The sequence below is a fragment of the Caballeronia calidae genome, from assembly GCF_900044055.2.
In the GTDB taxonomy this organism is placed as follows: Bacteria; Pseudomonadota; Gammaproteobacteria; order Burkholderiales; family Burkholderiaceae; genus Caballeronia; species Caballeronia calidae.
This window is the reverse complement of the sequence record NZ_FCOX02000013.1, coordinates 117,147-138,983: the sequence shown is the minus strand read 5'-3', so window position 1 is coordinate 138,983 and position 21,837 is coordinate 117,147. Positions and strand designations below refer to the sequence as shown.

23 protein-coding genes are annotated in these 21,837 nt (G+C 64.4%); 11 read left to right on the top strand and 12 right to left on the bottom strand.

Translation table 11 applies throughout. The features are described from left to right. Positions 1-87: 87 nt before the first annotated feature. Positions 88-669, bottom strand: coding sequence for a superoxide dismutase (locus tag AWB78_RS14840; protein ID WP_062605421.1), 582 nt, complete (start codon positions 667-669; stop codon positions 88-90). A 209-nt stretch (positions 670-878) separates the two neighbouring features. Then, positions 879-2,246 carry an exodeoxyribonuclease VII large subunit gene (xseA, locus tag AWB78_RS14835; protein ID WP_062605419.1) on the bottom strand — a complete coding sequence of 456 codons (1,368 nt, stop codon included), beginning with the start codon at positions 2,244-2,246 and terminating at the stop codon, positions 879-881. A 497-nt stretch (positions 2,247-2,743) separates the two neighbouring features. On the opposite strand from xseA, the gene lpxK reads away from it, so the two are divergent. The 5 genes from lpxK to AWB78_RS14810 all read left to right on the top strand — a co-directional run bounded on the left by lpxK (position 2,744) and on the right by AWB78_RS14810 (position 6,656). Further along, on the top strand, positions 2,744-3,760 hold the full coding sequence (gene lpxK, locus AWB78_RS14830; RefSeq protein WP_062605416.1) for a tetraacyldisaccharide 4'-kinase: 1,017 nt from the start codon (positions 2,744-2,746) through the stop codon (positions 3,758-3,760). After that, positions 3,741-3,947: a Trm112 family protein gene (locus AWB78_RS14825; RefSeq protein ID WP_014192175.1), complete on the top strand. Its 207-nt coding sequence runs from the start codon at positions 3,741-3,743 to the stop codon at positions 3,945-3,947. Before lpxK ends, AWB78_RS14825 begins: the two co-directional genes overlap by 20 nt. A gap of 10 nt (positions 3,948-3,957) precedes the next feature. Beyond that, positions 3,958-4,749, top strand: coding sequence for a 3-deoxy-manno-octulosonate cytidylyltransferase (gene kdsB / locus AWB78_RS14820; protein ID WP_062605414.1), 792 nt, complete (start codon positions 3,958-3,960; stop codon positions 4,747-4,749). Between the two features lie 287 nt (positions 4,750-5,036). Beyond that, complete coding sequence (gene adk / locus AWB78_RS14815) at positions 5,037-5,699, top strand: adenylate kinase (protein ID WP_062605411.1); 663 nt, start codon at positions 5,037-5,039, stop codon at positions 5,697-5,699. Positions 5,700-5,897: 198 nt separating this feature from the next. Then, positions 5,898-6,656 (top strand): 3-hydroxyacyl-CoA dehydrogenase, encoded by a 759-nt coding sequence (locus AWB78_RS14810; RefSeq protein WP_062605409.1) that lies wholly within the window; start codon positions 5,898-5,900, stop codon positions 6,654-6,656. Positions 6,657-6,708: 52 nt separating this feature from the next. Here the strand turns inward: AWB78_RS14810 and AWB78_RS14805 are convergent, their stop codons facing one another. Both AWB78_RS14805 and murJ read right to left on the bottom strand, forming a co-directional pair. Further along, the gene (locus AWB78_RS14805) at positions 6,709-7,554 is read right to left on the bottom strand and encodes a SirB1 family protein (protein ID WP_062605402.1); all 846 of its coding nucleotides are present in this window, start codon (positions 7,552-7,554) and stop codon (positions 6,709-6,711) included. Then, a complete protein-coding gene (gene murJ, locus AWB78_RS14800; RefSeq protein ID WP_062605399.1) occupies positions 7,554-9,104 on the bottom strand; it encodes a murein biosynthesis integral membrane protein MurJ in 1,551 nt (516 codons plus the stop codon). Before murJ ends, AWB78_RS14805 begins: the two co-directional genes overlap by 1 nt. A gap of 356 nt (positions 9,105-9,460) precedes the next feature. On the opposite strand from murJ, the gene rpsT reads away from it, so the two are divergent. Further along, on the top strand, positions 9,461-9,739 hold the full coding sequence (rpsT, locus tag AWB78_RS14795) for a 30S ribosomal protein S20 (RefSeq protein ID WP_062605397.1): 279 nt from the start codon (positions 9,461-9,463) through the stop codon (positions 9,737-9,739). Positions 9,740-9,877: 138 nt separating this feature from the next. On the opposite strand, the gene AWB78_RS14790 is transcribed toward rpsT, so the two are convergent. Continuing rightward, positions 9,878-10,213, bottom strand: coding sequence for a DUF3579 domain-containing protein (locus AWB78_RS14790; protein WP_062605395.1), 336 nt, complete (start codon positions 10,211-10,213; stop codon positions 9,878-9,880). A gap of 519 nt (positions 10,214-10,732) precedes the next feature. On the opposite strand from AWB78_RS14790, the gene argF reads away from it, so the two are divergent. Together argF and AWB78_RS14780 are read left to right on the top strand one after the other, a co-directional pair. Next, positions 10,733-11,662, top strand: coding sequence for an ornithine carbamoyltransferase (gene argF / locus AWB78_RS14785; RefSeq protein WP_062605392.1), 930 nt, complete (start codon positions 10,733-10,735; stop codon positions 11,660-11,662). A gap of 177 nt (positions 11,663-11,839) precedes the next feature. After that, positions 11,840-13,069: an argininosuccinate synthase gene (locus AWB78_RS14780; protein WP_062605391.1), complete on the top strand. Its 1,230-nt coding sequence runs from the start codon at positions 11,840-11,842 to the stop codon at positions 13,067-13,069. A gap of 93 nt (positions 13,070-13,162) precedes the next feature. On the opposite strand, the gene murB is transcribed toward AWB78_RS14780, so the two are convergent. Further along, positions 13,163-14,179, bottom strand: coding sequence for a UDP-N-acetylmuramate dehydrogenase (gene murB / locus AWB78_RS14775; protein ID WP_062605389.1), 1,017 nt, complete (start codon positions 14,177-14,179; stop codon positions 13,163-13,165). 98 nt (positions 14,180-14,277) lie between these two features. Between murB and AWB78_RS14770 the strand changes: the two genes are divergently transcribed. Then, positions 14,278-14,763, top strand: coding sequence for a YajQ family cyclic di-GMP-binding protein (locus AWB78_RS14770; RefSeq protein WP_062605387.1), 486 nt, complete (start codon positions 14,278-14,280; stop codon positions 14,761-14,763). 60 nt (positions 14,764-14,823) lie between these two features. Here the strand turns inward: AWB78_RS14770 and plsY are convergent, their stop codons facing one another. From plsY to queG, 5 genes are all read right to left on the bottom strand, one after another. Further along, positions 14,824-15,450, bottom strand: coding sequence for a glycerol-3-phosphate 1-O-acyltransferase PlsY (gene plsY, locus AWB78_RS14765; RefSeq protein WP_062605385.1), 627 nt, complete (start codon positions 15,448-15,450; stop codon positions 14,824-14,826). Between the two features lie 36 nt (positions 15,451-15,486). After that, the gene (gene ybaK, locus AWB78_RS14760) at positions 15,487-15,978 is read right to left on the bottom strand and encodes a Cys-tRNA(Pro) deacylase (protein WP_062605475.1); all 492 of its coding nucleotides are present in this window, start codon (positions 15,976-15,978) and stop codon (positions 15,487-15,489) included. Between the two features lie 132 nt (positions 15,979-16,110). Then, positions 16,111-17,040: a site-specific tyrosine recombinase XerD gene (xerD, locus tag AWB78_RS14755; RefSeq protein ID WP_062605383.1), complete on the bottom strand. Its 930-nt coding sequence runs from the start codon at positions 17,038-17,040 to the stop codon at positions 16,111-16,113. Then, positions 17,037-17,513: a methylated-DNA--[protein]-cysteine S-methyltransferase gene (locus AWB78_RS14750; RefSeq protein ID WP_062605381.1), complete on the bottom strand. Its 477-nt coding sequence runs from the start codon at positions 17,511-17,513 to the stop codon at positions 17,037-17,039. The genes xerD and AWB78_RS14750 overlap by 4 nt, the downstream gene beginning before the upstream one ends. Next, entirely contained in the window at positions 17,510-18,751 is a 1,242-nt protein-coding gene (gene queG, locus AWB78_RS14745) for a tRNA epoxyqueuosine(34) reductase QueG (protein ID WP_062605379.1), read from the bottom strand. The genes AWB78_RS14750 and queG overlap by 4 nt, the downstream gene beginning before the upstream one ends. A gap of 18 nt (positions 18,752-18,769) precedes the next feature. Between queG and tsaE the strand changes: the two genes are divergently transcribed. Together tsaE and AWB78_RS14735 are read left to right on the top strand one after the other, a co-directional pair. Then, entirely contained in the window at positions 18,770-19,348 is a 579-nt protein-coding gene (tsaE, locus tag AWB78_RS14740) for a tRNA (adenosine(37)-N6)-threonylcarbamoyltransferase complex ATPase subunit type 1 TsaE (protein WP_062605377.1), read from the top strand. Further along, positions 19,330-20,850, top strand: a complete 1,521-nt coding sequence (locus AWB78_RS14735; protein ID WP_062605376.1) for an N-acetylmuramoyl-L-alanine amidase — start codon at positions 19,330-19,332, stop codon at positions 20,848-20,850. The genes tsaE and AWB78_RS14735 overlap by 19 nt, the downstream gene beginning before the upstream one ends. Positions 20,851-20,869: 19 nt before the next feature. Here the strand turns inward: AWB78_RS14735 and AWB78_RS14730 are convergent, their stop codons facing one another. After that, positions 20,870-21,751, bottom strand: coding sequence for an EamA family transporter (locus AWB78_RS14730; protein WP_062605374.1), 882 nt, complete (start codon positions 21,749-21,751; stop codon positions 20,870-20,872). Positions 21,752-21,837 lie beyond the last annotated feature (86 nt).

Here is a 21,837-nt window from a genome sequence, read left to right as displayed (position 1 = left end):
ACGAAAAAAGCCCTCTCACGAGGGCTTTTTTCCGGTTGCGTCGCTCGGCGTTCAATCCACCATGCCGCAACCGACTTTCATGCGTTATCAGGCGCCAAAATTCTTCGACGCGAAATCCCAGTTCACGATGTTCCAGTAAGCCTCGATGAACTTCGGACGCGCATTGCGATAGTCGATGTAATACGCATGCTCCCACACATCGATGGTCACGAGCGCCTTCGCGTCCGTCGTGAGCGGCGTGGCGGCGTTGCTCGTCGACACGATATCCACCGTGCCGTCCGTCTTCTTCACGAGCCAGGTCCAGCCCGAGCCGAACGTGCCGGTCGCGACCTTGGCGAATTCTTCCTTGAACTTGTCGTAGGAACCGTACTTGGCGTTGATCGCGTCAGCCAGCGCGCCGGCCGGTGCGCCGCCGCCCTTCGGCGACAGGCTGTTCCAGAAAAACGTGTGATTCCAGACTTGCGCTGCGTTGTTGAACACGCCGCCCGACGACTTCTTCACGATTTCTTCGAGAGACATGTTCTCGAATTCGGTGCCGGGGATCAGCTTGTTCAGGTTCGTCACATAGGTCTGGTGATGCTTGCCATAGTGATACTCGAGCGTTTCTTCCGACATGTGCGGAGCGAGCGCGTTCTTGTCGAACGGCAGCGGCGGGAGCGTATGTTCCATGATGCGAGCTTCCTTTCTATGTGGATTGTGGGACTGTGAGGAGTGAGGCAGTGGAGCAATGGATTGTAGGCGAGTTGGGATAACCCAGCAAACCGTGTGCTCTTTATGAGGAGGATCGCTTTCTATTCGCGCGAGCCGGCGTAAAAAGTGCTCCGGCGCGCCGGCCTGGACACGTCAAATGTACGCCCGCTCGCGCGTGTCCTCACGAATCAGAATTCGTCCGACAGACGCGGCTGGACATCGGCGAGCAGCACGTCCGCCGATCCTTGCGCCAGATGAACTGTGAGCGGACGCTTCGGCTTCAACGCGCTCGGCGCACGCACGGCGCGGCCCGTCTGCGCGTCGATCAATGCGGCATAGCCGCGTTCGAGTGTGCGCTGCGGGCTCAGCACCTGCAAGCGCGCCGCCAGTTCCGAAACGCACGCTTTCTCCCGTTCCGCGCGACGTTCGTGCACGCTCCGGATGCGCTGCGCGAGCCGCAGCACGTGCTCGCGTTCGGCGGCCAGATCGGGGCGCTTGCGCTGCCATCGATACTGCACCAGCGCGAAATGCGCGCGGGCATCGCGCACGGGCCGCGCACCCGCCGCGACAAGACGGCTCGCCAGCTGACGCAGATGCGCACGCTGCCGCGCGAGCCGCTCGGCGGGACTCACGAGCCTGCGCGCGAGCCAGTCGAGTTGCTGCGCGCGGCGCTCCATCATCCGGCCGAAGCCGCGCGCGAGCGCAGCATGCCGATGATCGAGATCGCGCAGCAGCAGCACGCGCTGCGGACTCACAAGTTCGGCGGCGCCAGTCGGCGTCGGGGCGCGCACGTCGGCGGCGAAATCGGCGATGGTGAAGTCCGTTTCGTGTCCGACGCCGCTCACCACCGGCAACGCGCTCCCCGCGATCGCGCGGGCGAGCACTTCCTCGTTGAACGCCCACAGGTCCTCGATGGACCCGCCGCCGCGGCACACGATCAGCACGTCGACTTCACGACGCGCGTTCGCGGCCTCGACCATCGCCGCGAGCTTCGCGCCGACGCCCGCGCCCTGCACCGGCGCCGGATACACGACGACGGGCACATGCGGCGCGCGGCGCGCGAGCGTCGTCAGCACATCGCGCAGCGCGGCCGCCTGCAGCGACGTCACGATGCCGATGCCGCGCGGATGAACCGGCAGCGCGCGCTTTCTCTCCGCCGCGAAGAGTCCTTCGCTTTCGAGTTGCGCCTTCAGACGCAGGAACGCTTCGAAAAGCCTTCCCTGCCCCGTGCGCCGCACCGCTTCCACGTTCAGTTGCAACTCGCCGCGCGGCTCGTACATCGTGACGAGCGCGCGCACCTCGATCTTGTCGCCTTCGCGCGGCATGAACTCCGCATACTGCGCGCGGCCGCGGAACATCACGCAGCGCATCTGCGCGTTGGCATCCTTGATCGAAAAGTACCAGTGGCCGCTCGCCGCACGCGTGAAATTCGATACTTCGCCCGACACCCAGACGAGCGGAAACGAGCGCTCGAGCATCGAGCTGATCGCGCGGTTGAGCGCGGAGACGGGGATGACGGCGTCGCCGCTTTGCGTCGGCAGGGAATCGGAGTTCATGGCTGGACGAGAATATACCGGGGCGCCGCGGCGCTTTCGCATCGTGCAAAACGCCGCTGGACGAGGTGTGCCAGTGTAACAAGTGTCCACATGGAAAGACTTACCGCCGCGCGCGCCGACGCATGGCCGGAGGTCGGTGACTTCGTTCTAACCCATTGATTTTTCTAGTTTATCCAGTTATGAACTCCGTGATGCCCGGAGCAACTCTTTCCTGACGCGGCTTCGCGGCTGCCCGGCGGCAAGTTCTTCACAGAGTTATCCACAGGCGTCCGGATTGGATGGCCAGATTGCCCGTAGGCGCTTCGCGACTGGCGCCCGAGGCCCGCGCGCGCTAGAGTGCCGGGTTCCAGCACTGGCTGGCGCGGCGCGGGCGCTATCGCATCGGGCGCCATCGCCGGGCAAATCCGTCCAACGTCGACCGAAACACGAGGAGCTGCCGTTGCACGTCACGCCGTATACGACTTCCCTCCCGCCAGCGCGCCGCGCGAAGGCGGTCCATGTCTGACTTCAAGCCGCCGATCGAGAATTTTCTCGCCCGCGAATGGCGCCGTCGCGGCCCGATCGCCTGGGCGCTGACGCCCTTCGCCTGCATCTTCGGTGCGATCGCCGCGACTCGCCGCGCCTTCTACGAACTCGGCTGGATCAAGCGCGTCGATGCGGGCGTGCCGGTGGTCGTCGTGGGCAACGTGACCGTCGGCGGAACGGGCAAGACGCCGACCGTCATCGCGCTCGTCGAGGCATTGCGCGCCGCCGGATTTCAGCCGGGCGTGATCTCCCGCGGCTACGGCGCGAAAGTCGCGAAGCCGACGAGCGTCACGCCGACGAGCGCCGCCGCGCAGGTCGGCGACGAGCCGCTGCTGATCGCGCGCCGCACGCACGCGCCGGTGTTCGTCTGCCCGGATCGCGTGGCGGCGGCGCAGGCGCTTCTCCAGGCGCATCCGAATGTCGATGTCCTCGTCTCCGACGACGGCCTGCAGCACTATCGCCTCGCGCGCGCGTTCGAGCTCGTCGTGTTCGATGACCGTCTCGGCGGCAACGGCTTCCTGCTGCCCGCGGGCCCGTTGCGCGAGCCGATGTCGCGCCGCCGCGACGCGACGCTCATCAACAGTCCGTACGATCGGACGCTGCCGCCGTGGCCGAACACGTTCGCGCTCGAACTCGAATCCGGCGACGCGTGGCTGCTCGACGATCCCTCCGTGCGCCGCCCGCTCGATCAGTTCGCGGGAGAGAAAGTCGTCGCAGCGGCGGGCATCGGCTCGCCCGAGCGCTTTTTCGCGACGCTGCGCGCGGCGGGCATCGCGCCGTCGACGCGCGCCTTCCCCGATCACTATTCGTATCGCGAGAATCCGTTCGCGGGCGTCGAAGCCGATGCCATCCTGATCACCGAAAAGGATGCAGTAAAATTTGGGGCCTGGCGCGACGCACGCATCTGGGTCGTTCCGGTGCAAGCCGTGCTGAGACCGCGCCTCATCGCTCTTGTTGTGGAGAAACTCCGTGGACGCACGTCTGCTTGAAATCCTCGTTTGCCCGATCTGCAAAGGCCCGCTCACCTACGATCGCGCGGCGCAGGAACTCGTCTGCAGCGCGGACAAGCTCGCCTACCCGATCCGCGACGGCATTCCCGTGATGCTCGTCGACGAAGCGCGCCAGACCGTCGAAGGCACGCCCGTCGAGCCGCTCAAACCGGCCGGCGACGCCTGAGCCCGCTGTCATGTCCGTTCCGTTCATCGCGGTCATTCCGGCGCGCCTCGCTTCCACGCGTCTGCCGAACAAGCCGCTCGCCGATATCGGCGGCAAACCGATGGTCGTGCGCGTCGCCGAGCGTGCGCGCGAATCGGGCGCGAGCCAGGTGCTCGTCGCGACCGATTCCGACCGCGTGGTCGAAGCCGCGCGCGATCACGGCGTCGAAGTGATGCTGACGCGCTCCGATCATCCCACCGGCACCGACCGCCTCGCCGAAGTGGCGACGCGTCTCAACTGGAGCGACGACACCATCGTCGTGAATGTGCAGGGCGACGAGCCGCTCATCGATCCGCAACTCGTGCGCGATGTCGCGGATCACCTCGCAGCGCATCCCGAATGCGCGATCGCCACGGCCGCCCATCCGATCCACGATCCGGCGGACGTCTTCAATCCGAACGTCGTGAAGGTCGTGCTCGATGCGAAGAGCGTCGCGCTGTACTTCTCGCGCGCGCCGATTCCCTGGACGCGCGATCTCTGGCAACCGCACTGGCCCGATGTCGCCGCGCTCGGGAAACTCCCCGCCGTGCCCGAGAACGTGCTGCGTCACATCGGGCTCTACGCTTATCGCGCGAAATTTCTGCGCGACTTCCCGAACCTCGCGCAGGCGCCGATCGAAGCCGCCGAAGCGCTGGAGCAACTGCGCGCGCTGTGGCATGGCGAGCGCATCGCGGTGCGCGTGACGCAGGATGCGCCGCCGCCGGGTGTCGACACACCCGCCGATCTCGCGCGCGTCCAGGCGCTCTTCCGCAACGCCGACTGAAAGCTGCGGCGCAACCCGTGTAAACCCCGCCGACGCCCATGCGGCGGGGTTTGTGGCCTTTTCTATCCGCGTTATTACGGTCGCGATCGTAAAGAGCCGTGGCATAATCAAGCGATTGCGCGAGCCTTCCGGTCAGCGCCACGCTCAACGTTGCGCCGCTGTCCGCGGGTGCCCGCCGTCTCCTTTCGGCTGCGCGCCCTGTCGTCGACGCCGCACGAGCCACGCCACCGGATGTCAAATCAGCCTCGCGGCTTGAAGCGGTTTCTAGACGATTCGGAGAGATCACCATGCGTTTGATCCTGTTGGGCGCACCCGGTGCGGGCAAGGGCACCCAGGCAAACTTCATCAAGGAGAAATTTGGCATTCCGCAGATTTCGACCGGCGACATGCTGCGCGCGGCCGTCAAGGCTGGCTCGCCGCTCGGCGTCGAGGCGAAGGGCTACATGGACGCGGGCGAGCTGGTGCCGGATTCGCTCATCATCAATCTCGTGAAGGAACGCCTTCTGGCCGACGACTGCAAGAACGGCTATCTCTTCGACGGCTTCCCGCGCACCCTGCCGCAGGCCGAAGCCATGAAGGACGCGGGCGTCGCGATCGACTACGTGCTCGAGATCGATGTTCCCTTCGACGAAATCATCTCCCGCATGAGCGGCCGCCGCGTGCATGCGGCATCGGGTCGCACGTATCACGTCAAGTTCAATCCGCCGAAGGTCGAGATGACCGACGACGTCACCGGCGAGCCGCTGATCCAGCGCGACGACGACAAGGAAGAGACCGTGAAGAAGCGTCTCGACGTGTATGTCGCGCAGACCAAGCCGCTCATCGCGTACTACAACGACTGGGCGCAGAACGGTGTGTCGAATGGTCTGAAGGCGCCAGAGTATCGCAGGATCTCGGGCCTCGGCACCGTCGATGAAATCCGCGCGCGCGTGTTCGACGCGCTGAAGTAAAGCGCAGTCCGGCTTCGCTCGAGACGAAAACCCGCTCAAGACGAGCGGGTTTTTTTATGCCGTGAATTCGCATGACCATCGTGCGAATTTGCAGCGAGCGGCTTCGCTACAATCGACGCGTTCCCACGAGGACAGTCATCGGCGCGAGCGGCCTTACCCCGCCCTCGCGCGCACGAATCACACAAAAGGAGAAGAGACATGGAGATGCAAGGTAACGTCGTTCTGATCACCGGCGGCGCATCGGGACTGGGCGCGGCAACCGCGCGGCTCGTCGCGGCGCAAGGCGGAAAGGTCGTGCTCGCCGACATGAACGAGGCCGCAGGCGTTGCGCTCGCGAAGGAACTGTCCGGCGTGTTCGTGAAATGTGACGTGAGCCAGGAAAGCGACGGCCAGCGCGCCGTCGATGCCGCGCTGAGCCTCGGCACACTACGCGGCCTCGTGAATTGCGCGGGCATCGCGCCGGCGGCGAAGACGGTCGGACGCGACGGCCCGCACGCACTCGATCTCTTCTCGAAGGTGATTTCGGTGAATCTCATCGGCACCTTCAACATGATCCGGCTCGCGGCGAACGTGATGTCGAAGAACGAAGCGAACGATGCGGGCGAGCGCGGCGTGATCGTGAACACGGCATCGGTGGCGGCGTACGACGGGCAGATCGGCCAGGCGGCGTATGCCGCGTCGAAGAGCGGCGTCGCGGGCATGACGCTGCCGATCGCGCGCGATCTGAGCAAGAGCGGCATCCGCGTGATGACGATCGCGCCGGGCCTCTTCGAAACGCCGATGCTGCTCGGCATGCCCAAGGACGTGCAGGACGCGCTCGGCGCGATGGTGCCGTTCCCGTCGCGCCTCGGCAAGCCGGACGAATACGCGATGCTCGTCAAGCAGATCTTCGATAACCCGATGCTCAACGGCGAAGTGATCCGCCTCGACGGCGCGATCCGCATGCAGCCGAAGTAAAGGCCTCACATGTGAAAACGGCGGGCTTCTTCTTGAAGTCCGCCGTTTTGCTTTAATCGCCGTTGTGCTGGGTGCGCTGTCGCAACTCGTGCAGCTCGGTTTCGACGACCGTCGCGTCCTCGGCATCGGGGCGAATCTCGATGTAACGCTGCAGATCTTCGAGCGCCGGGCGCAGATAATCGAGCCGCGCATACGCGAAGCCGCGATCGCGCACTTCCTCGATGCTGTTCGGCAGCGCGATCACGAGCCGCTGCTGAACCGCGAGCAGACGCTGCCAGCGCTCCGTCTGCAAATAGATGCCCTTTAGATTGCGCAGCATGCGCGCGACGATCTCGCGGCGCGTCGCGGGCTGTAGCAGCACGCGCAACGCACTGCCGATCGATTCGCCCACGCGCTGCACATACGGTTCCAGCATCTCGACCATCTGGGCTTCGGAGAGCGTTTGTCCGGTCGTCGGATCGAGCATGAGATCCTGGCCGGGCGTCGCGACGCGCAGCAGGAAATGCCCCGGAAACGACACGCCGCGCACCGGCAAGCCGAGTTGCTCCGCCATTTCCAGATAGATCACGGCGAGGGAGATCGGAATGCCGCGCCGGCGCCGCAGCACGACGTTCAGATGGCTGTTGTCCGGATCGTAGTAGTCGTTGAGGTTGCTGGAGAAACCCAGCTCGCGGAAGAAATAACGATTGAGCGCATCGACTTTCTGCTTCACGTCCGCTTCGTCGCGCACGCGGCGGCGGGCACGCACGACGAGTTCGTCGATTTCCGCGAGAGCCGCCTGCATGTCGAGATCGGGGTACGCGTCCTGCGCGAGCGACAAGGCCGCTTCCGTGAGCGGAAGCGTGTCGTCCTCCGCCATCAGCGAAGAGAAGTAATCGAGGATACGCGTTGTCGTCATCAAAGCGTGCGTCTCTTGAAATAGGCGTATTTGAAGCCCATCGCGGACAGAATACCGAAATATAGCGCCGCGAACACGACCAGGCTCGCGCCCAGCAGCGCGATGCGCAGCATCGGCGTCGCGCGCATGCCGATCCAGTCGAAGTTGATCGCGACCCAATGCATCGTGCCGGCAAGAACCAGGCATGCCCCGATCAGCTGCACGAAAAAGCGCAGCCAGCCCGGCGACGGCCGATAGATCTTGCGGCGGCGCAGGCCGGCGAACAACAGCAATGCGTTGGTGAGCGCGCCGAGGCCGATGGAAAGCGTCAGGCCCGCGTGAGAGAAGATCGGCACGAAGACGTAGTTGCTCACCTGCGTCATGATCAGCACGAAGACCGCGATCTTCACCGGCGTCTTGATGTCCTGCTTCGCGTAAAAGCCGGGCGCGAGAATCTTGATGAGGATGAGGCCGACCAGCCCGATGCCGTATGCCGACAGCGCGCGGCCGACCATCACGACGGAATGGTTGTCGAACTTGCCGTAGTGAAAGAGCGTCGCCGTTAGCGGCTCGGCGAAGAAAAACAGCGCGATCGCGCTCGGCGCGGCCAGCAGGAACGTGATGCGCAGGCCCCAGTCGAGCAGCGCGGAGTATTCGACGTTGTCCGCATCGACGTGCGCTTTCGAGAGGCTCGGCAGCAGGATCGTGCCGAGCGCCGCGCCCAGCAGCGCGGTGGGAAATTCCATCAGGCGGTCGGCGTAATTGATCCACGACACCGCGCCCTGCCCGATGTTCGACGCGATATTCGTATTGATGATGAGGCTCAGCTGTCCGACCGACACCGCGAACATCGCCGGCACCATCTTCAGCAGCACGCGCTTGACGCCCGGATGCGCGAGCGCGCGCCGGAAGTTCAGCCCGATGCGCGGCGTCATGTCGATCTTCTTCAGGCCGGGCAGTTGCACGAGCAACTGCAGAACGCCGCCGGCGATCACCGCATACGCGAGCGCATAGACCGGCACCTTCAGATGCGGCGCCACGAACACCGCCGCGAAAATGAACGACACGTTCAGCAGGACCGGCGCGAACGCGGGCAGCGAGAACTGCTTGTACGTGTTGAGCACGCCCGAGGCGAGCGTCGTCATCGAAATGAGGACGATGTACGGGAACATGATGCGCGTCATCTCGACCGCGAGCGCGTAGCCGATGCCCTCGTGCCGCAGCCCCGATGCGACCGCATAGACCACCCAGCTCGCGCCCAGCATGCCGAGCACCGAAAGCACGATGAGGAACCACGTGAGCACGGTCGACATCGCATCGACCAGCGCCTTGGTCGGATCGTGGCCCTTGCTGTTCTTGAACTCGGCGAGGATCGGCACGAACGCCTGCGCGAACGCGCCCTCGGCTGACAGACGCCGCAGCAGGTTGGGTATGCGGAACGCGACGTAGAACGCGTCGGTGTAAAGACTGGCGCCGAAAGCTCGGGCGATCAGCGTTTCGCGGATCAGGCCGGTCACGCGCGACAGCAGCGTGAAGCCGCTGACCGTCAGGAGGGCTCGGAATAGATTCATGGGGCGCTTATTATACGGGGCGCGTGCTGCGCGCCCACCAGACACGGCTCATTGCTGGCGGGCAACGGCGCAAGATTGACTGATTGCATCAAATCGTTGCCCACCGGCGCGCCCGACGCGGCGCTTGTCACGTCTCATATTCCCTTGCTATAATCGCGGGTTTCGAAGCTCCGCTTTGCGCTGCTTCTCGTCTTTTCCGGTTCCGGCCGGCGATGTATCAAGGTTCTCGGGCAATCGTTCCCGAGATTTCAGATTAAAGGCAGCGCGCATCAGTCACCGCTTCCGGGCTCGTTCCGGTCGAGACGGTGAAGCCCGCTCCTGACAAGTAACAGCAGAAACAGGACAAGGAAACCGTCATGGCAAATTCCGCACAAGCTCGCAAGCGCGCCCGTCAGGCCGCCAAAGCCAACTCGCATAACTCGGCGCTGCGCTCGAAGTTCCGCACGGCCATCAAGGCTGTTCGCAAGGCTATCGAAGCCGGCGATCAGGCCAAGGCCGCCGAAGTGTTCAAGTCGTCGGTCAAGACGATGGACATCATCGCGGACAAGAAGATCATCCACAAGAACAAGGCCGCTCGTCACAAGAGCCGCCTGGCTGCAGCCATCAAGGGCCTGCAAGCCCCCGCTGCCCAGTAATTCCGGCTCGCTTCAGGCGAGCGCTTTTGATCGCACGGTCGGGCGCTTGCCGAAGCAGCTTCCTGTTTCCGCTGCGCAGTAACGAAAAAGCCCGCTTCGGCGGGCTTTTTTGCGTCTGTGCTCTACTGCTTTACAGCGTCAGGACTGCTGCTGCGTCTGCGTGCCGTGATGCGGCGGCAGTTCGCACGCTTCGGTCACGACGAGATCATTGTCCTTCGCGAAGTTGAGCACGAAGTCGAATGCCATCGGTTCGACGTCGCGCAGGCGCGAATCGACGATCACGACCTTGATATCGCCGATCATCGTCGGACGCACGTAGATGGAATATTGGAGGCGCGCATTCGGCCCCTTCGCTTTGGGCCCGAAGCCCGACATCACGCCGCACAGACGCTCGGACCAATCGCTCGGCCGAAATTTCCTCCCGCTCTTGGTGATGCCTTGTATGAAGTATTCGGTAGGGGATGATTCAGCCATGTAGCAATACCTTTTGACGGCCGGTGACGCGCACCGGAACGCACATGCCTGACACGGGGAACCGCAAGGGCCGGCGCAGCGATGGCGCCGGGGCGGTCTTGCGCGGGCCGATTCTGCGAGAACCGTCCGCGCCCGCGACAGACATGGCGGACTCGACAGCACTGGGCAATCCACCGCGGAATCGAAACGCGCGAAGTCGCGCCGACCGGATTCTTGCGAACCGTTCGCCGCAGATGCGCATGAAACGGTGCTGAATGTTGCAGAACTGTTGAAACGAGCGACCGCAATTATACAGCAGCGGTCTTCATTCCGCAGCGCACACAGACATCGGGCGACTCCACCGGGGACGCTCCGAAGCCGCCGGCCGGGCTTGCGCGCGCCCGATCGTGCTTTTGGCCAGCCTCGTCAAACATCGCAAAATCCTTTATGCTCAAATGCGATACCACTCACGACGGCGGCGCCGTCCGGCCCTGACGCTTTCAGCGCGGCGCGCCGGTTCGAAGCCGCCGCTTGCGTTTCATGACCTCCAAGAAAATTCGACACTATCTTCAGTTCAAGGATTTTTCGCTCGACGACTACGAGTACGTGCTCGAACGCGCGCGCATTCTGAAGCGCAAGTTCAAGAACTACGAGACCTATCATCCGCTGCACGACCGCACGCTCGCGATGATCTTCGAGAAGAGTTCGACGCGCACGCGTCTCTCCTTCGAAGCGGGCATCTTCCAGCTCGGTGGCCACGCGGTGTTCATGAACACGCGCGACACGCAGCTCGGGCGCGGTGAGCCGATCGAGGATTCGGCGCAGGTCATCTCGCGCATGGTCGACATCATCATGATCCGCACGTTCGGCCAGGACATCATCCGGCGCTTCGCGGATAGCTCGCGCGTGCCGGTCATCAACGGGCTGACGAACGAATATCACCCGTGCCAGGTGCTCGCGGACATCTTCACGTTCTACGAGCATCGCGGGCCGATTCACGGCAAGACCGTCGCGTGGGTCGGCGACGCGAACAACATGCTCTACACGTGGATCGAGGCCGCGCACATTCTCGGCTTCAAGCTGCGCCTGTCGACGCCGCTGGGGTACAAGCTCGATCCGGCGCTCGTCTCGGAGGAAAGCAAGCCGTTCTACGAAGAATTCGACGATCCGAACGAGGCCTGCGCGGGCGCGGATCTCGTCACGACGGACGTCTGGACCAGCATGGGGTTCGAGGCCGAGAACGAAGCGCGCATGAAGGCGTTCGCGGACTATTGCGTCGATGCTGAGATGATGGCGCGCGCCAATCCCGATGCGCATTTCATGCACTGCCTGCCCGCGCATCGCGGCGAGGAAGTGAGCGCCGAGGTCATCGACGGTCCGCAGAGCGTGGTCTGGGACGAGGCGGAGAACCGTCTGCACGTCCAGAAGGCGCTGATGGAGTATCTCCTGCTCGGCAAGCTCAATCACTGAGCGCATACGAGCGAATCGGCGTCGTGCACGAGCCGCGCATCCCAAATTTTCGGAAGCGCGGCTTTTTAATGTCAAAATAGTGCTTTTTTTTTCCGCGCACTTAATGCCTGTCGCGCGCCCGGCGGACGCGAAGCGGCGCACAACCGCCGCACCGGCTTTTCAGCACACGAGTTCATCATGAGCGACATCAAGAAAGTCGTGCTCGCCTATTCGGGCGGCCTCGACACCTCCGTCATCCTGAAGTGGTTGCAGGACAACTACGACGCCGAAGTCGTCACCTTCACGGCCGACATCGGCCAGGGCGAGGAACTGGAGCCCGCGCGCAAGAAGGCGCTCCAGCTCGGCATCAAGCAGGAAAACATCTTCATCGAAGACCTGCGTGAAGAGTTCGTCCGCGATTTCGTGTTCCCGATGTTCCGCGCGAACACCATCTACGAAGGCGAGTATCTGCTGGGCACGTCGATCGCGCGTCCGCTGATCGCGAAGCGCCAGATCGAGATCGCGCGCGCGTCCGGCGCGCAGGCCGTCTCGCACGGCGCGACCGGCAAGGGCAACGACCAGGTGCGCTTCGAGCTCGGCTATTACGCGCTCGAACCGGGCATCAAGGTGATCGCGCCGTGGCGCGAATGGGACCTGCTCTCGCGCGAAAAACTGCTCGCGTACGCCGAGAAGGCCGGCATTCCGATCGAGATGAAGCACAAGCAAGGCGGCGCGCCCTACTCGATGGACGCGAACCTGCTGCACATCTCGTTCGAAGGCCGCCATCTGGAAGATCCGAAGGCCGAGGCCGAAGCCGACATGTGGCGCTGGACCGTGTCGCCGGAAGCGGCGCCGGATCAGCCGGAATACGTCGATATCGAATATGAGCACGGCGACCCGGTCGCGCTGAACGGCAAGCGCCTGTCGCCGGCTGAAATGCTGACCGAGCTGAACCGCCTCGGCGGCAAGCACGGCATCGGCCGCCTGGATCTGGTCGAGAACCGCTATGTCGGTATGAAGTCGCGCGGCTGCTATGAAACGCCGGGCGGCACGATCATGCTGAAGGCACATCGCGGCATCGAGTCGATCACGCTCGATCGCGAAGTGGCGCACCTGAAGGACGATCTGATGGCGCGTTACGCGTCGCTGATCTACAACGGCTACTGGTGGAGTCCGGAGCGCCGCGCGCTGCAAGTGCTGATCGACCACACGCAGGAAAAGGTCAACGGCTGGGTGCGCCTGAAGCTGTACAAGGGCAGCGTGTCGGTCGTCGCGCGCGATTCGAAGGAAACGCTGTTCGACAAGACCATCGCGACCTTCGACGACGACGGCGGCGCCTACAACCAGGCCGACGCCGGCGGCTTCATCAAGCTCAACGCGCTGCGCATGCGTATCGCGGAGAACGCACGCCGCACGCGCGGATCGTAATCCCCGCTTTTGATTCCCGCTGCGGGCGCAAAAAAACCCGCCGGACTTCGGTTTGGCGGGTTTTGTTTTTTGCGGCCTGCGTTCGCGATCAACTCAGAGGCAAACCGGCTCCATCTCCAGTTCGACGTCAAAGCGCGCGAGCACGTCGCGCTTGATGGCCTCGGCCAGTTCGATCACCTGCGCGCCCGTTGCGCCGCCGCGATTGACGAGCACGAGCGCCTGCCGGTCGTGCACCGCCGCGCCGCCGATGCCGCGCCCTTTCCAGCCGCATCGGTCGATGAGCCAGCCCGCCGCGAGCTTCACTTGCCCGTCCGCCTGCGGATATGACACGACGCCGGGTTCGCGCGCTTTCAACGTTTCGAACGCCTGCGCGCCCACGACCGGATTCTTGAAGAAGCTGCCCGCGTTGCCGAGCGCGGTCCAGTCGGGGAGCTTGGCGCGCCGCACGGCGACGACGGCGTCGAAAATCGCCTGCGCGTCGGGTTTGGCGGCGCCATCGAGCGCGCGCGCGACATCGGCGTATTCGGCGCGCGGCGTCCACGCCTTCGGCAGCCGGAACACCACCGACGTGATCATGAAGCGCCCGCGCCCTGCCCGCTTGAAAAAGCTGTCGCGATAACCGAACGCGCATGCGGCGCGATCGAATTCCACGCGTTCGCCGGTCGCGAGCTCGACCGCGCTCAGGCGCTCGAAGCGCTCGCCCATTTCGAGCCCGTATGCGCCGATGTTCTGGATCGGCGCCGCGCCGACCGTGCCCGGAATCAGCGCGAGATTCTCGAGCCCCGGCATGCCGTGTGCGAGCGTCCAGGCGACGAAATCGTGCCAGTTCTCGCCCGCGCCGGCCTCGACGAGCCACGCGTCGCCAGTCTCGCCGATCACGCGCCTGCCCGTAATGCCGACGATCAGCGCGACGCCGTCGAAATCGCGCGTCAGCACGATATTGCTGCCGCCGCCGAGCACGAGCTGCGGCATGTTCGCGATGCGCGAATCGGATGCGAGCGCGACGGCCGCATCGATGGAATCGATGTGCATGGCGTGACGCGCACGCACGTCGAAACCGAACGTGTTGTGGGAAAGCAGCGAGAAATCAGTGAGAAGCTGAAGCGACATGAAGGAACCGCGTCGGTAGAATGACGTCAGGTCCGTGATTATAGCGATTGCGCGAGCCGCGTCCGAGGCGCGCTCGCCTCAATGAAGGAGAAAGACAGATGCCATCGTTTGACGTCGTCAGCGAAGCAAACATGATCGAAGTGAAGAACGCGATCGAACAATCGAACAAGGAAATTTCCACGCGCTTCGACTTCAAGGGTTCGGATTCACGCGTCGAGCAGAAGGAGCGCGAACTCACGCTCTACGCCGACGACGATTTCAAGCTCGGCCAGGTAAAGGACGTTCTGCTGAACAAGATGGCCAAGCGCGGCGTCGACGTGCGCTTTCTCGACTACGGCAAGCAGGAGAAAATCGGCGGCGACAAGCTGAAGCAGGCCGTTACGGTGAAGAAAGGCGTCTCGGGCGATCTGGCGAAGAAGATCGTCAAGATCGTGAAGGACAGCAAGATCAAGGTGCAGGCGAGCATTCAGGGCGACGCGGTGCGCGTGCAGGGCGCGAAGCGTGACGATCTGCAGAGCGCCATCGCGCTACTGAAGAAGGAAGTCACCGATACGCCGCTCGACTTCAACAACTTCCGCGACTGATTCATCGTCGCCTCAAATGCTGAAAAGCCGTTCCGGTTGGCGCCGGAACGGCTTTTTGCATTATTCGACCGCCTTCTTCTTCTCGCCGATGCGGCTTTCCTTGCCTGCCAGCAGCTTCGAGATATTCGCGCGATGCCGCCAGATGAGCAGCAGGCTCATCGCCAGCACGGCGAGCGAGATGCGGCTCGGCCCGAACAGGAACACTTGGAAGAACGGCGCGAACACGGCCGCGACGAGCGCCGCCAGCGACGAATAGCGGAAAAAGAACGCGATGATGATCCAGGTGAGCAGCGTCGCGAGACCGAGCGCCGGATGGATCGCGAGCAGCACGCCCGCCGCCGTCGCGACGCCCTTGCCGCCCTGGAACTTGAAGAACACCGGATACAGATGCCCGAGGAACACGGCAATCGCCGCGAGCGCCGTGGCCGTGTTGACGCCGGCCTGATCCCAGCCGAAGCTCGCACCGTATTGCACGACGATCCACACGGGCAGCCAGCCCTTGAACGCGTCGCCGATGAGCGTGAGGATCGCGGCCTTCTTGTTGCCGGTGCGCAGCACGTTGGTTGCGCCGGGATTGCCCGAGCCGTACGAACGCGGGTCGGCGAGGCCCATCGCGTGACTCACGACGACGGCGAATGAAATCGAGCCGATCAGATAGGACACGACGGCGACGATCAGAAAGATCATGGTGTTTTTTCAGTTGTAGCGAGAGCGGAACGCATTCTAATCGACGCTCGCGCACTGCACGGGTTTTGCGTTCAGCAGCTCGGTCAGCACCATGGGCTTCAAGCTCACGAGATATCCGCGCCGCCCGCCGTTCAGATAGATCAGGTCGAGATCGAGAATGCTCGATTCGACATACACCGGCATGGCCTTCTTCGTGCCGAACGGCGACGTTCCACCCACGAGAAAACCCGAATGACGGTTCGCGACTTCCGGCTTGCACGGCTCGATGCGCTTCGCGCCCGTCTGCCGCGCGAGGTTTTTCGTCGACACGGTGCGGTCGCCGTGCATGAGAACGATGAGCGGCTTCGCGTACTCGTCTTCCATCACCAGCGTTTTGACGACGCTGTGCTCGTCCACGCCGAGCTGCCGCGCGGACTCCTCCGTGCCGCCGTGCTCGACGTAATCGTAGGGATGCTCGCCGAACTCGACCTTGTGGCGGCGCAGGAACTGCGTCGCGGGCGTTTCGGACACGTGTTTGATTTTCGACATGGACGCATTGTAGCGGCGCGCCCTGCGCCTCACCATCGGCCATTCGGCCGAGTGTTCAAGGGCGCGCCGCGGTGGCACGATCGTTCGCAACATCGCGTGCTGATTGGTGCGCGGCGCGAAAAAGCCGAAGCGCTAGCCGCGCGGATGATGCTCGCGATGCAGCTTGTGAAGGCGCTCGCGCGCGACGTGCGTGTAGATCTGCGTCGTCGAGATGTCCGAGTGTCCGAGCAGCAGTTGCACGACGCGCAGGTCGGCGCCGTGATTGAGCAGATGTGTCGCGAACGCGTGGCGCAGCGTATGCGGCGAAAGCGGTGCGTGCACGCCGCCGTTCATCGCGTGGCGCTTGATGATGTTCCAGAACTGCTGGCGCGTCATGCCTTCGCCGCGCGCGGTGACGAAGAGCGCATCGGCGGAGCGCGGGCCGAGCAGCGCCGGGCGCGAGTTGCGCAGATAGCGTTCGAGCCAGTCGTGCGCCGTCTCGCCGAACGGAATCAGGCGTTCTTTCGAGCCCTTGCCCATCACGCGCACGACGCCTTCGTTCAGGCCGAGCTCGACTGTCTTCAGCGTGACGAGCTCGGTCACGCGCAGGCCGCTCGCGTACATCAGCTCGAGCATCGTGCGGTCGCGCAGGCCGAGCGGCGTTTCGATATCGGGCGCGCCGAGCAGCGCTTCGACTTGCGCCTCGTTGAGCGTCGACGGAAAGCGCGGCGGCTGCTTCGCGGAGCGCAGCTTGAGCGTCGGGTCGGCGGTCGTGCGGTGCTCGCGCAGGGCCCACGCGTAGTAGCGTCGAAACACCGACAGGCGCCGGTTCGCGGAGGTCGCCTTGTCGCCGCGGCGCGCGGCCATGTAGCCGTTCATGTCGGCTTCGCCGGCGGCGTCGAGCGGCGCGCCGCGCGTCTTGCCCAGCCATTCCGCGAAGAGCTTCAGGTCGCGCCGGTACGCTTCGAGGGAATTCTTCGCGAGCCCGTGCTCAAGCCAGAGCGCGTCGCAAAAGAGATCGATGGAGTCCTGGCTCGCGGCGAGCCCCGGCGTTTCTATTTGTTCGGTCGTTGCGCTCGTCATGCGATCGATACACCTTCGTGCGCCAGCAGCCAGCGCTTCACGTTGCGATAAAAACCCTCGCCGGGATGATGCGCGAAGCCGCCGATCCCGCCCGATGCCACTACCCGGTGGCACGGTATCACGATCGGCAGCGGATTGGAGCCGCACGCCTGTCCCACCGCGCGCGGCACGCTGCCGATCTCGCGTGCGAGCTGGCCGTAGGTCCACACACTTCCCGGCGCGATGCCGCTGATACCCTGCCACACGCGCTGCTGAAACGCCGTGCCGCGGATCGCGAGCGGCAGATCGAAGCGCATCGACGGCGTTTCGAAGTATTCGCGGATCTGCGCGGCGGCCTCTATCGCCAGCGCATTCTCCGGCTCGATGTCCGGCGTATCGCCGGGCAAGTACACGATCTCGCGCACGGACTGCGCGTCGGTGCGAATGCCGACCTTGCCGAACGGCGCGTCGATGACGGCATCGAATGCGTTCATGTCTGACTCCGTTGCGCGAGCGCCCATTGCACGTGCTCGCGAACCAGCGCGGACGCGTCGCCTGCGCGCGCTTCCAAGGCTTCGACGATCACCTCGCGTTCGCTCGCATCCAGCTCAGCAGAACGCAACGCATTGCCCATCGCGACCGCGATATTGCGCAGCCATCGCTCGTGGCCGATGCGGCGGATCGCGCTGCCCTGCATGCGCGTGTCGAAATCCTCTGCGCTCCACGCGAACAGCTCGACGAGCGTCGCGCGATCGAGCCCGTGCCGCACGTCGAAATCCGCGACGGGCGCGGCCTGCGCGAACTTGTTCCACGGACAGACGAGCTGGCAATCGTCGCAGCCGTACACACGATTGCCGATCAGCGGACGCATGTCCTCGGGAATGCTGCCGTGCAGTTCGATCGTCAGATACGAGATGCAGCGCCGCGCATCGACCCGATACGGCGCGACGATCGCTCCCGTCGGACACGCGCCGATGCAGCGCGTGCACTGCCCGCAATGCGCGCCTTCGTGCTCGGGATACGGATCGACGGGCAGGGGCACATCGACGAATATTTCGCCGAGGAAGAAGAGCGAACCGGCGTCGCGGTCGAGCAGCAAGGTGTGCTTGCCGCGCCAGCCGTTGCCCGCCTTCTGCGCGAGCGCGACTTCGAGAACGGGCGCGGAATCCGTGAATGCGCGATGCCCGAACGGCCCGATTGCCTTTTCGATGCGCTCGGCCAATTGCTGCAGACGATTGCGCATGACCTTGTGATAATCGCGGCCGCGCGCGTAGATGGATACCGTCGCCTGCTCCGGCTTCGCGAGCCGCTTCCATTCGATCGCGCGCCAGTCGTTCTTCTGACCATCGGCTGTCGCGACACTTTCATCGCCCTTTTTCGCGAGCGTCGCTGCGGGCAGATAGGCCATGCGCGCGGTGATGACGCGTCGCGTTCCGGCCACAAGCTCGGCCGGTCTTGCGCGTTTCATCCCATGTTTCGCCATATAATCCATTTCGCCGTGATAGCCTGCTTCGAGCCAGTCATTCAGGCCTTTCTCGGCATCCGTCAGGTCGATATCGCTGATGCCGACCGCACCGAACCCCAGCTCGCGCCCCCACACCTTGATGCGTTGCGCGAGCTCCGCCAGCGCGTTTTCATCGAGTTCGATGACGCGAGACTCTGAGACGGACTCAGCGGCGGCGTCGCTGGACGCGGTCGTGATTTCAACGGAATGTTCCGGCAATCGGTTCATCACGACATTTTACGAGCAATGCCCGAAAGCCCCGCACGAACGACGCAAGACTCCCCCCCCGCGCTTCTCGAACGCCGCTTCGACCTGCGCGACGAAGCCGCGACGCTCGCCTTCGGAAATCGCTTCGCGCTTGCCATCGACGCAACCCGGAAACACACTTCATCTGAACGATTTCACGGTCTGCAAGTCCAGTTGATCGGAGATCTCGGCGCGGGCAAGACCACGCTCGTGCGCGCCACGCTGCGCGCGCTCGGCCACGAAGGCCGCGTGAAGAGCCCGACTTACACACTCGTCGAGCCGTACTCGCTCGTCATCGAAAGCGGTCCGCTCGACGTTTACCACTTCGATCTCTATCGCTTCGCCGATCCGGCCGAATGGGCCGATGCCGGCTTCCGCGAATACTTCGATGCGGGCGCGGTGTGCCTCGTCGAGTGGCCGCAACAGGCGGGCGGCCTGCTCGGCGTGCCCGACCTCGTGTTCCAGCTATCGCTGCCGAACGAGCACGGCTCGCCGGGCGATTCGAACGAAGAAGAAGGCCGCGTCCTGACCGCGCGGGCGTTCAGCGAAACAGGAAAGTCATGTCTCGAAAGATGTTGATCAAGCCATTTGCGTCGATTGAAGCGAGCGCCACCGCGCCGCACAACTGGCGCCGCCGCCAGGTGCTTCGCGCCGGCGCTTCGACGCTCGTGCTCGCGCTCGCCGGGCCGAAGCTCGCGCATGCGGCCAGCGTGCTCGGGGTGCGCGTATGGCCCGCACGCGATTACACGCGCGTGACGATCGAATCGGATCAGCCGCTTCAGAACAGCAACCAGACGCTGCAGGGACCGGACCGGCTCGTCGTCGATCTCTCCGGCATCGACCTCGATCAGGCGCTGCGCGATCTCGTCTCGAAGATCGCGCCGAACGATCCGCAGATTCAGTCGGTACGCATCGGGCAATATCAGCCGCACGTCGTGCGCATGGTGTTCGACCTGAAAGGCTCGGTGAAGCCGCAGGTGTTCACGCTCGGGCCCATCGGCAGCTACAAGTACCGGCTCGTGTTCGATCTGTATCCGGCCGTCGCGCCCGATCCGCTGATGGAGCTGCTCGCGCAGACCGAGCGCAAGCAGGAAGCGCTCGATCGCGCGAATCCGAATCCGTCCGCGCCGCCACCCGCGACGCTCTCCGGACCGACGACCGCGCAAAAGCCGACGACGTCCGATTCCACCGACGAGTTCTTCCAGAAGTACGCGCAGAACGATGCGCCGGTCCAAGTGGCACCGTCAGCGCCGTCCGCACCCGTTGCGAAGCCCGCCGCGAAGCCGCACGTCCCGCCCGCGCCGCCGGTCATCGTGAAGAAGGACGACGACGACCAGTACACCTTCTCCACGCCCAAGCAGGCCGGCACGACGCGCCTGCTCACCGTCGCGATCGATCCGGGTCACGGCGGCGAGGATCCCGGCGCGATCGGCGGCCAGGGCACGTACGAGAAGCACGTCGCGCTCGACATCGCGAAGAAGCTGCGCGCGAAGATCGACGCCCAGCCCAACATGCGCGCGATGATGACGCGCGACGCCGACTTCTTCGTGCCGCTCAACGTGCGCGTGCAGAAGGCGCAGCGCGTCTCGGCAGACCTGTTCGTGTCGATTCACGCGGATGCGTTCACCTCGCCCGACGCGCGCGGCTCGTCGGTGTTCGCGCTGTCGGAGCATGGCGCGTCGAGCGCGGCCGCGCGCTGGATGGCGGCCAAGGAGAACTCGTCGGATCAGGTCGGCGGCATCAACGTGAAGTCGCAGGACGCGAGCGTGAATCGCGCGCTCTTCGACATGTCGACGACCGCTCAGATCCGCGATTCGATGCGCTACGGCAGCTTCGTGCTGAACGAGATCGGCGGCATCAACAAGCTGCACAAGGGTTCGGTCGAGCAGGCGGGCTTCGCCGTGCTGAAGGCGCCGGACATTCCGTCGATCCTGGTCGAGACCGCGTTCATCAGCAACCCGGAAGAGGAAGCGCGCCTGAACGACGACGCCTATCGCGACAAGATGGCCAACGCGATCATGAAGGGCATCAAGCGCTACTTCGCGGCGAACCCGCCGCTCGCGAAGAGCCGCATGACGTAAGAAAGCGGACGGGAACGTTTCAGCGCGTCGTCGGCAGAATATGCCGCACGAGCCGTCCGCCGAACACGTTGACCACGAGTCCCGCCATCACGAGCGCCGCGCCCGCCACCTGCGCGGCGCTCAGTCCCTCGCGGAGAAACGCCGCCGCCGACGCGAGCCCGATCACCGGGACGAGCAGCGAAAACGGCGCGACGCTCCCCGCCGGATAGCGCGCGAGCAACTTCCCCCACAAGCTGTAGCCGACGATCGTCGCGACGAACGAGAGATAGAGAATCGCGAACACCGACACGAGCGGAATATTGGCGAGACTCGCTTGGATGCGCGCCGGGCCTTCGAAGATCAGCGACAGCGCGAGGAACGGCAGCGGCGGAATCAGGCTGCCCCAGACGACGAGCGAAAGCAGATCCACCTTGCCCATGCGCTTCGTGACGACATTGCCGAGCGCCCACATCGCGGAGGCCGCGAGCGTGAAGAGAAAACCGGTGATGGTCATTGCCTGGCCGCCGCGCACGCCGATCAGCGCGAGTCCCGCCGCCGCGATCACGAGCCCGGCGACATTCGCCGCGCGAATGCGCTCGCCGAGGATCATCGACGCGAAGACGAGCGTGAAGAACGCCTGCGCCTGCAGCACGAGCGACGCAAGACCGGCCGGCATGCCGACATACATGCCGTAGAAGAGCAGCGCGAACTGCCCGAGCGAAATGGTGAGGCCGTAGGCGAAGAGCCAGCGCATCGGGATTTGCGGGCGCTTCACGAAAATGGCCGGCAGCGCGGCGAGCGCGAAGCGCAGCGCGCCGAGCAGCATCGGCGGGACGCCATGCAGCCCCAGCTTGATGACGACGAAATTCACGCCCCACGCGAAGATGACCACGGTTGCGATCAGCAAGTCCTTTGGCGACATCGCCCTTCCCCTTCTCATGCACGTTGTTGGCGAGTCGGAAAGTGTAGCGGAGGGCGGTGCGGCAGGCTTGTCAAATGCTGTGCCGC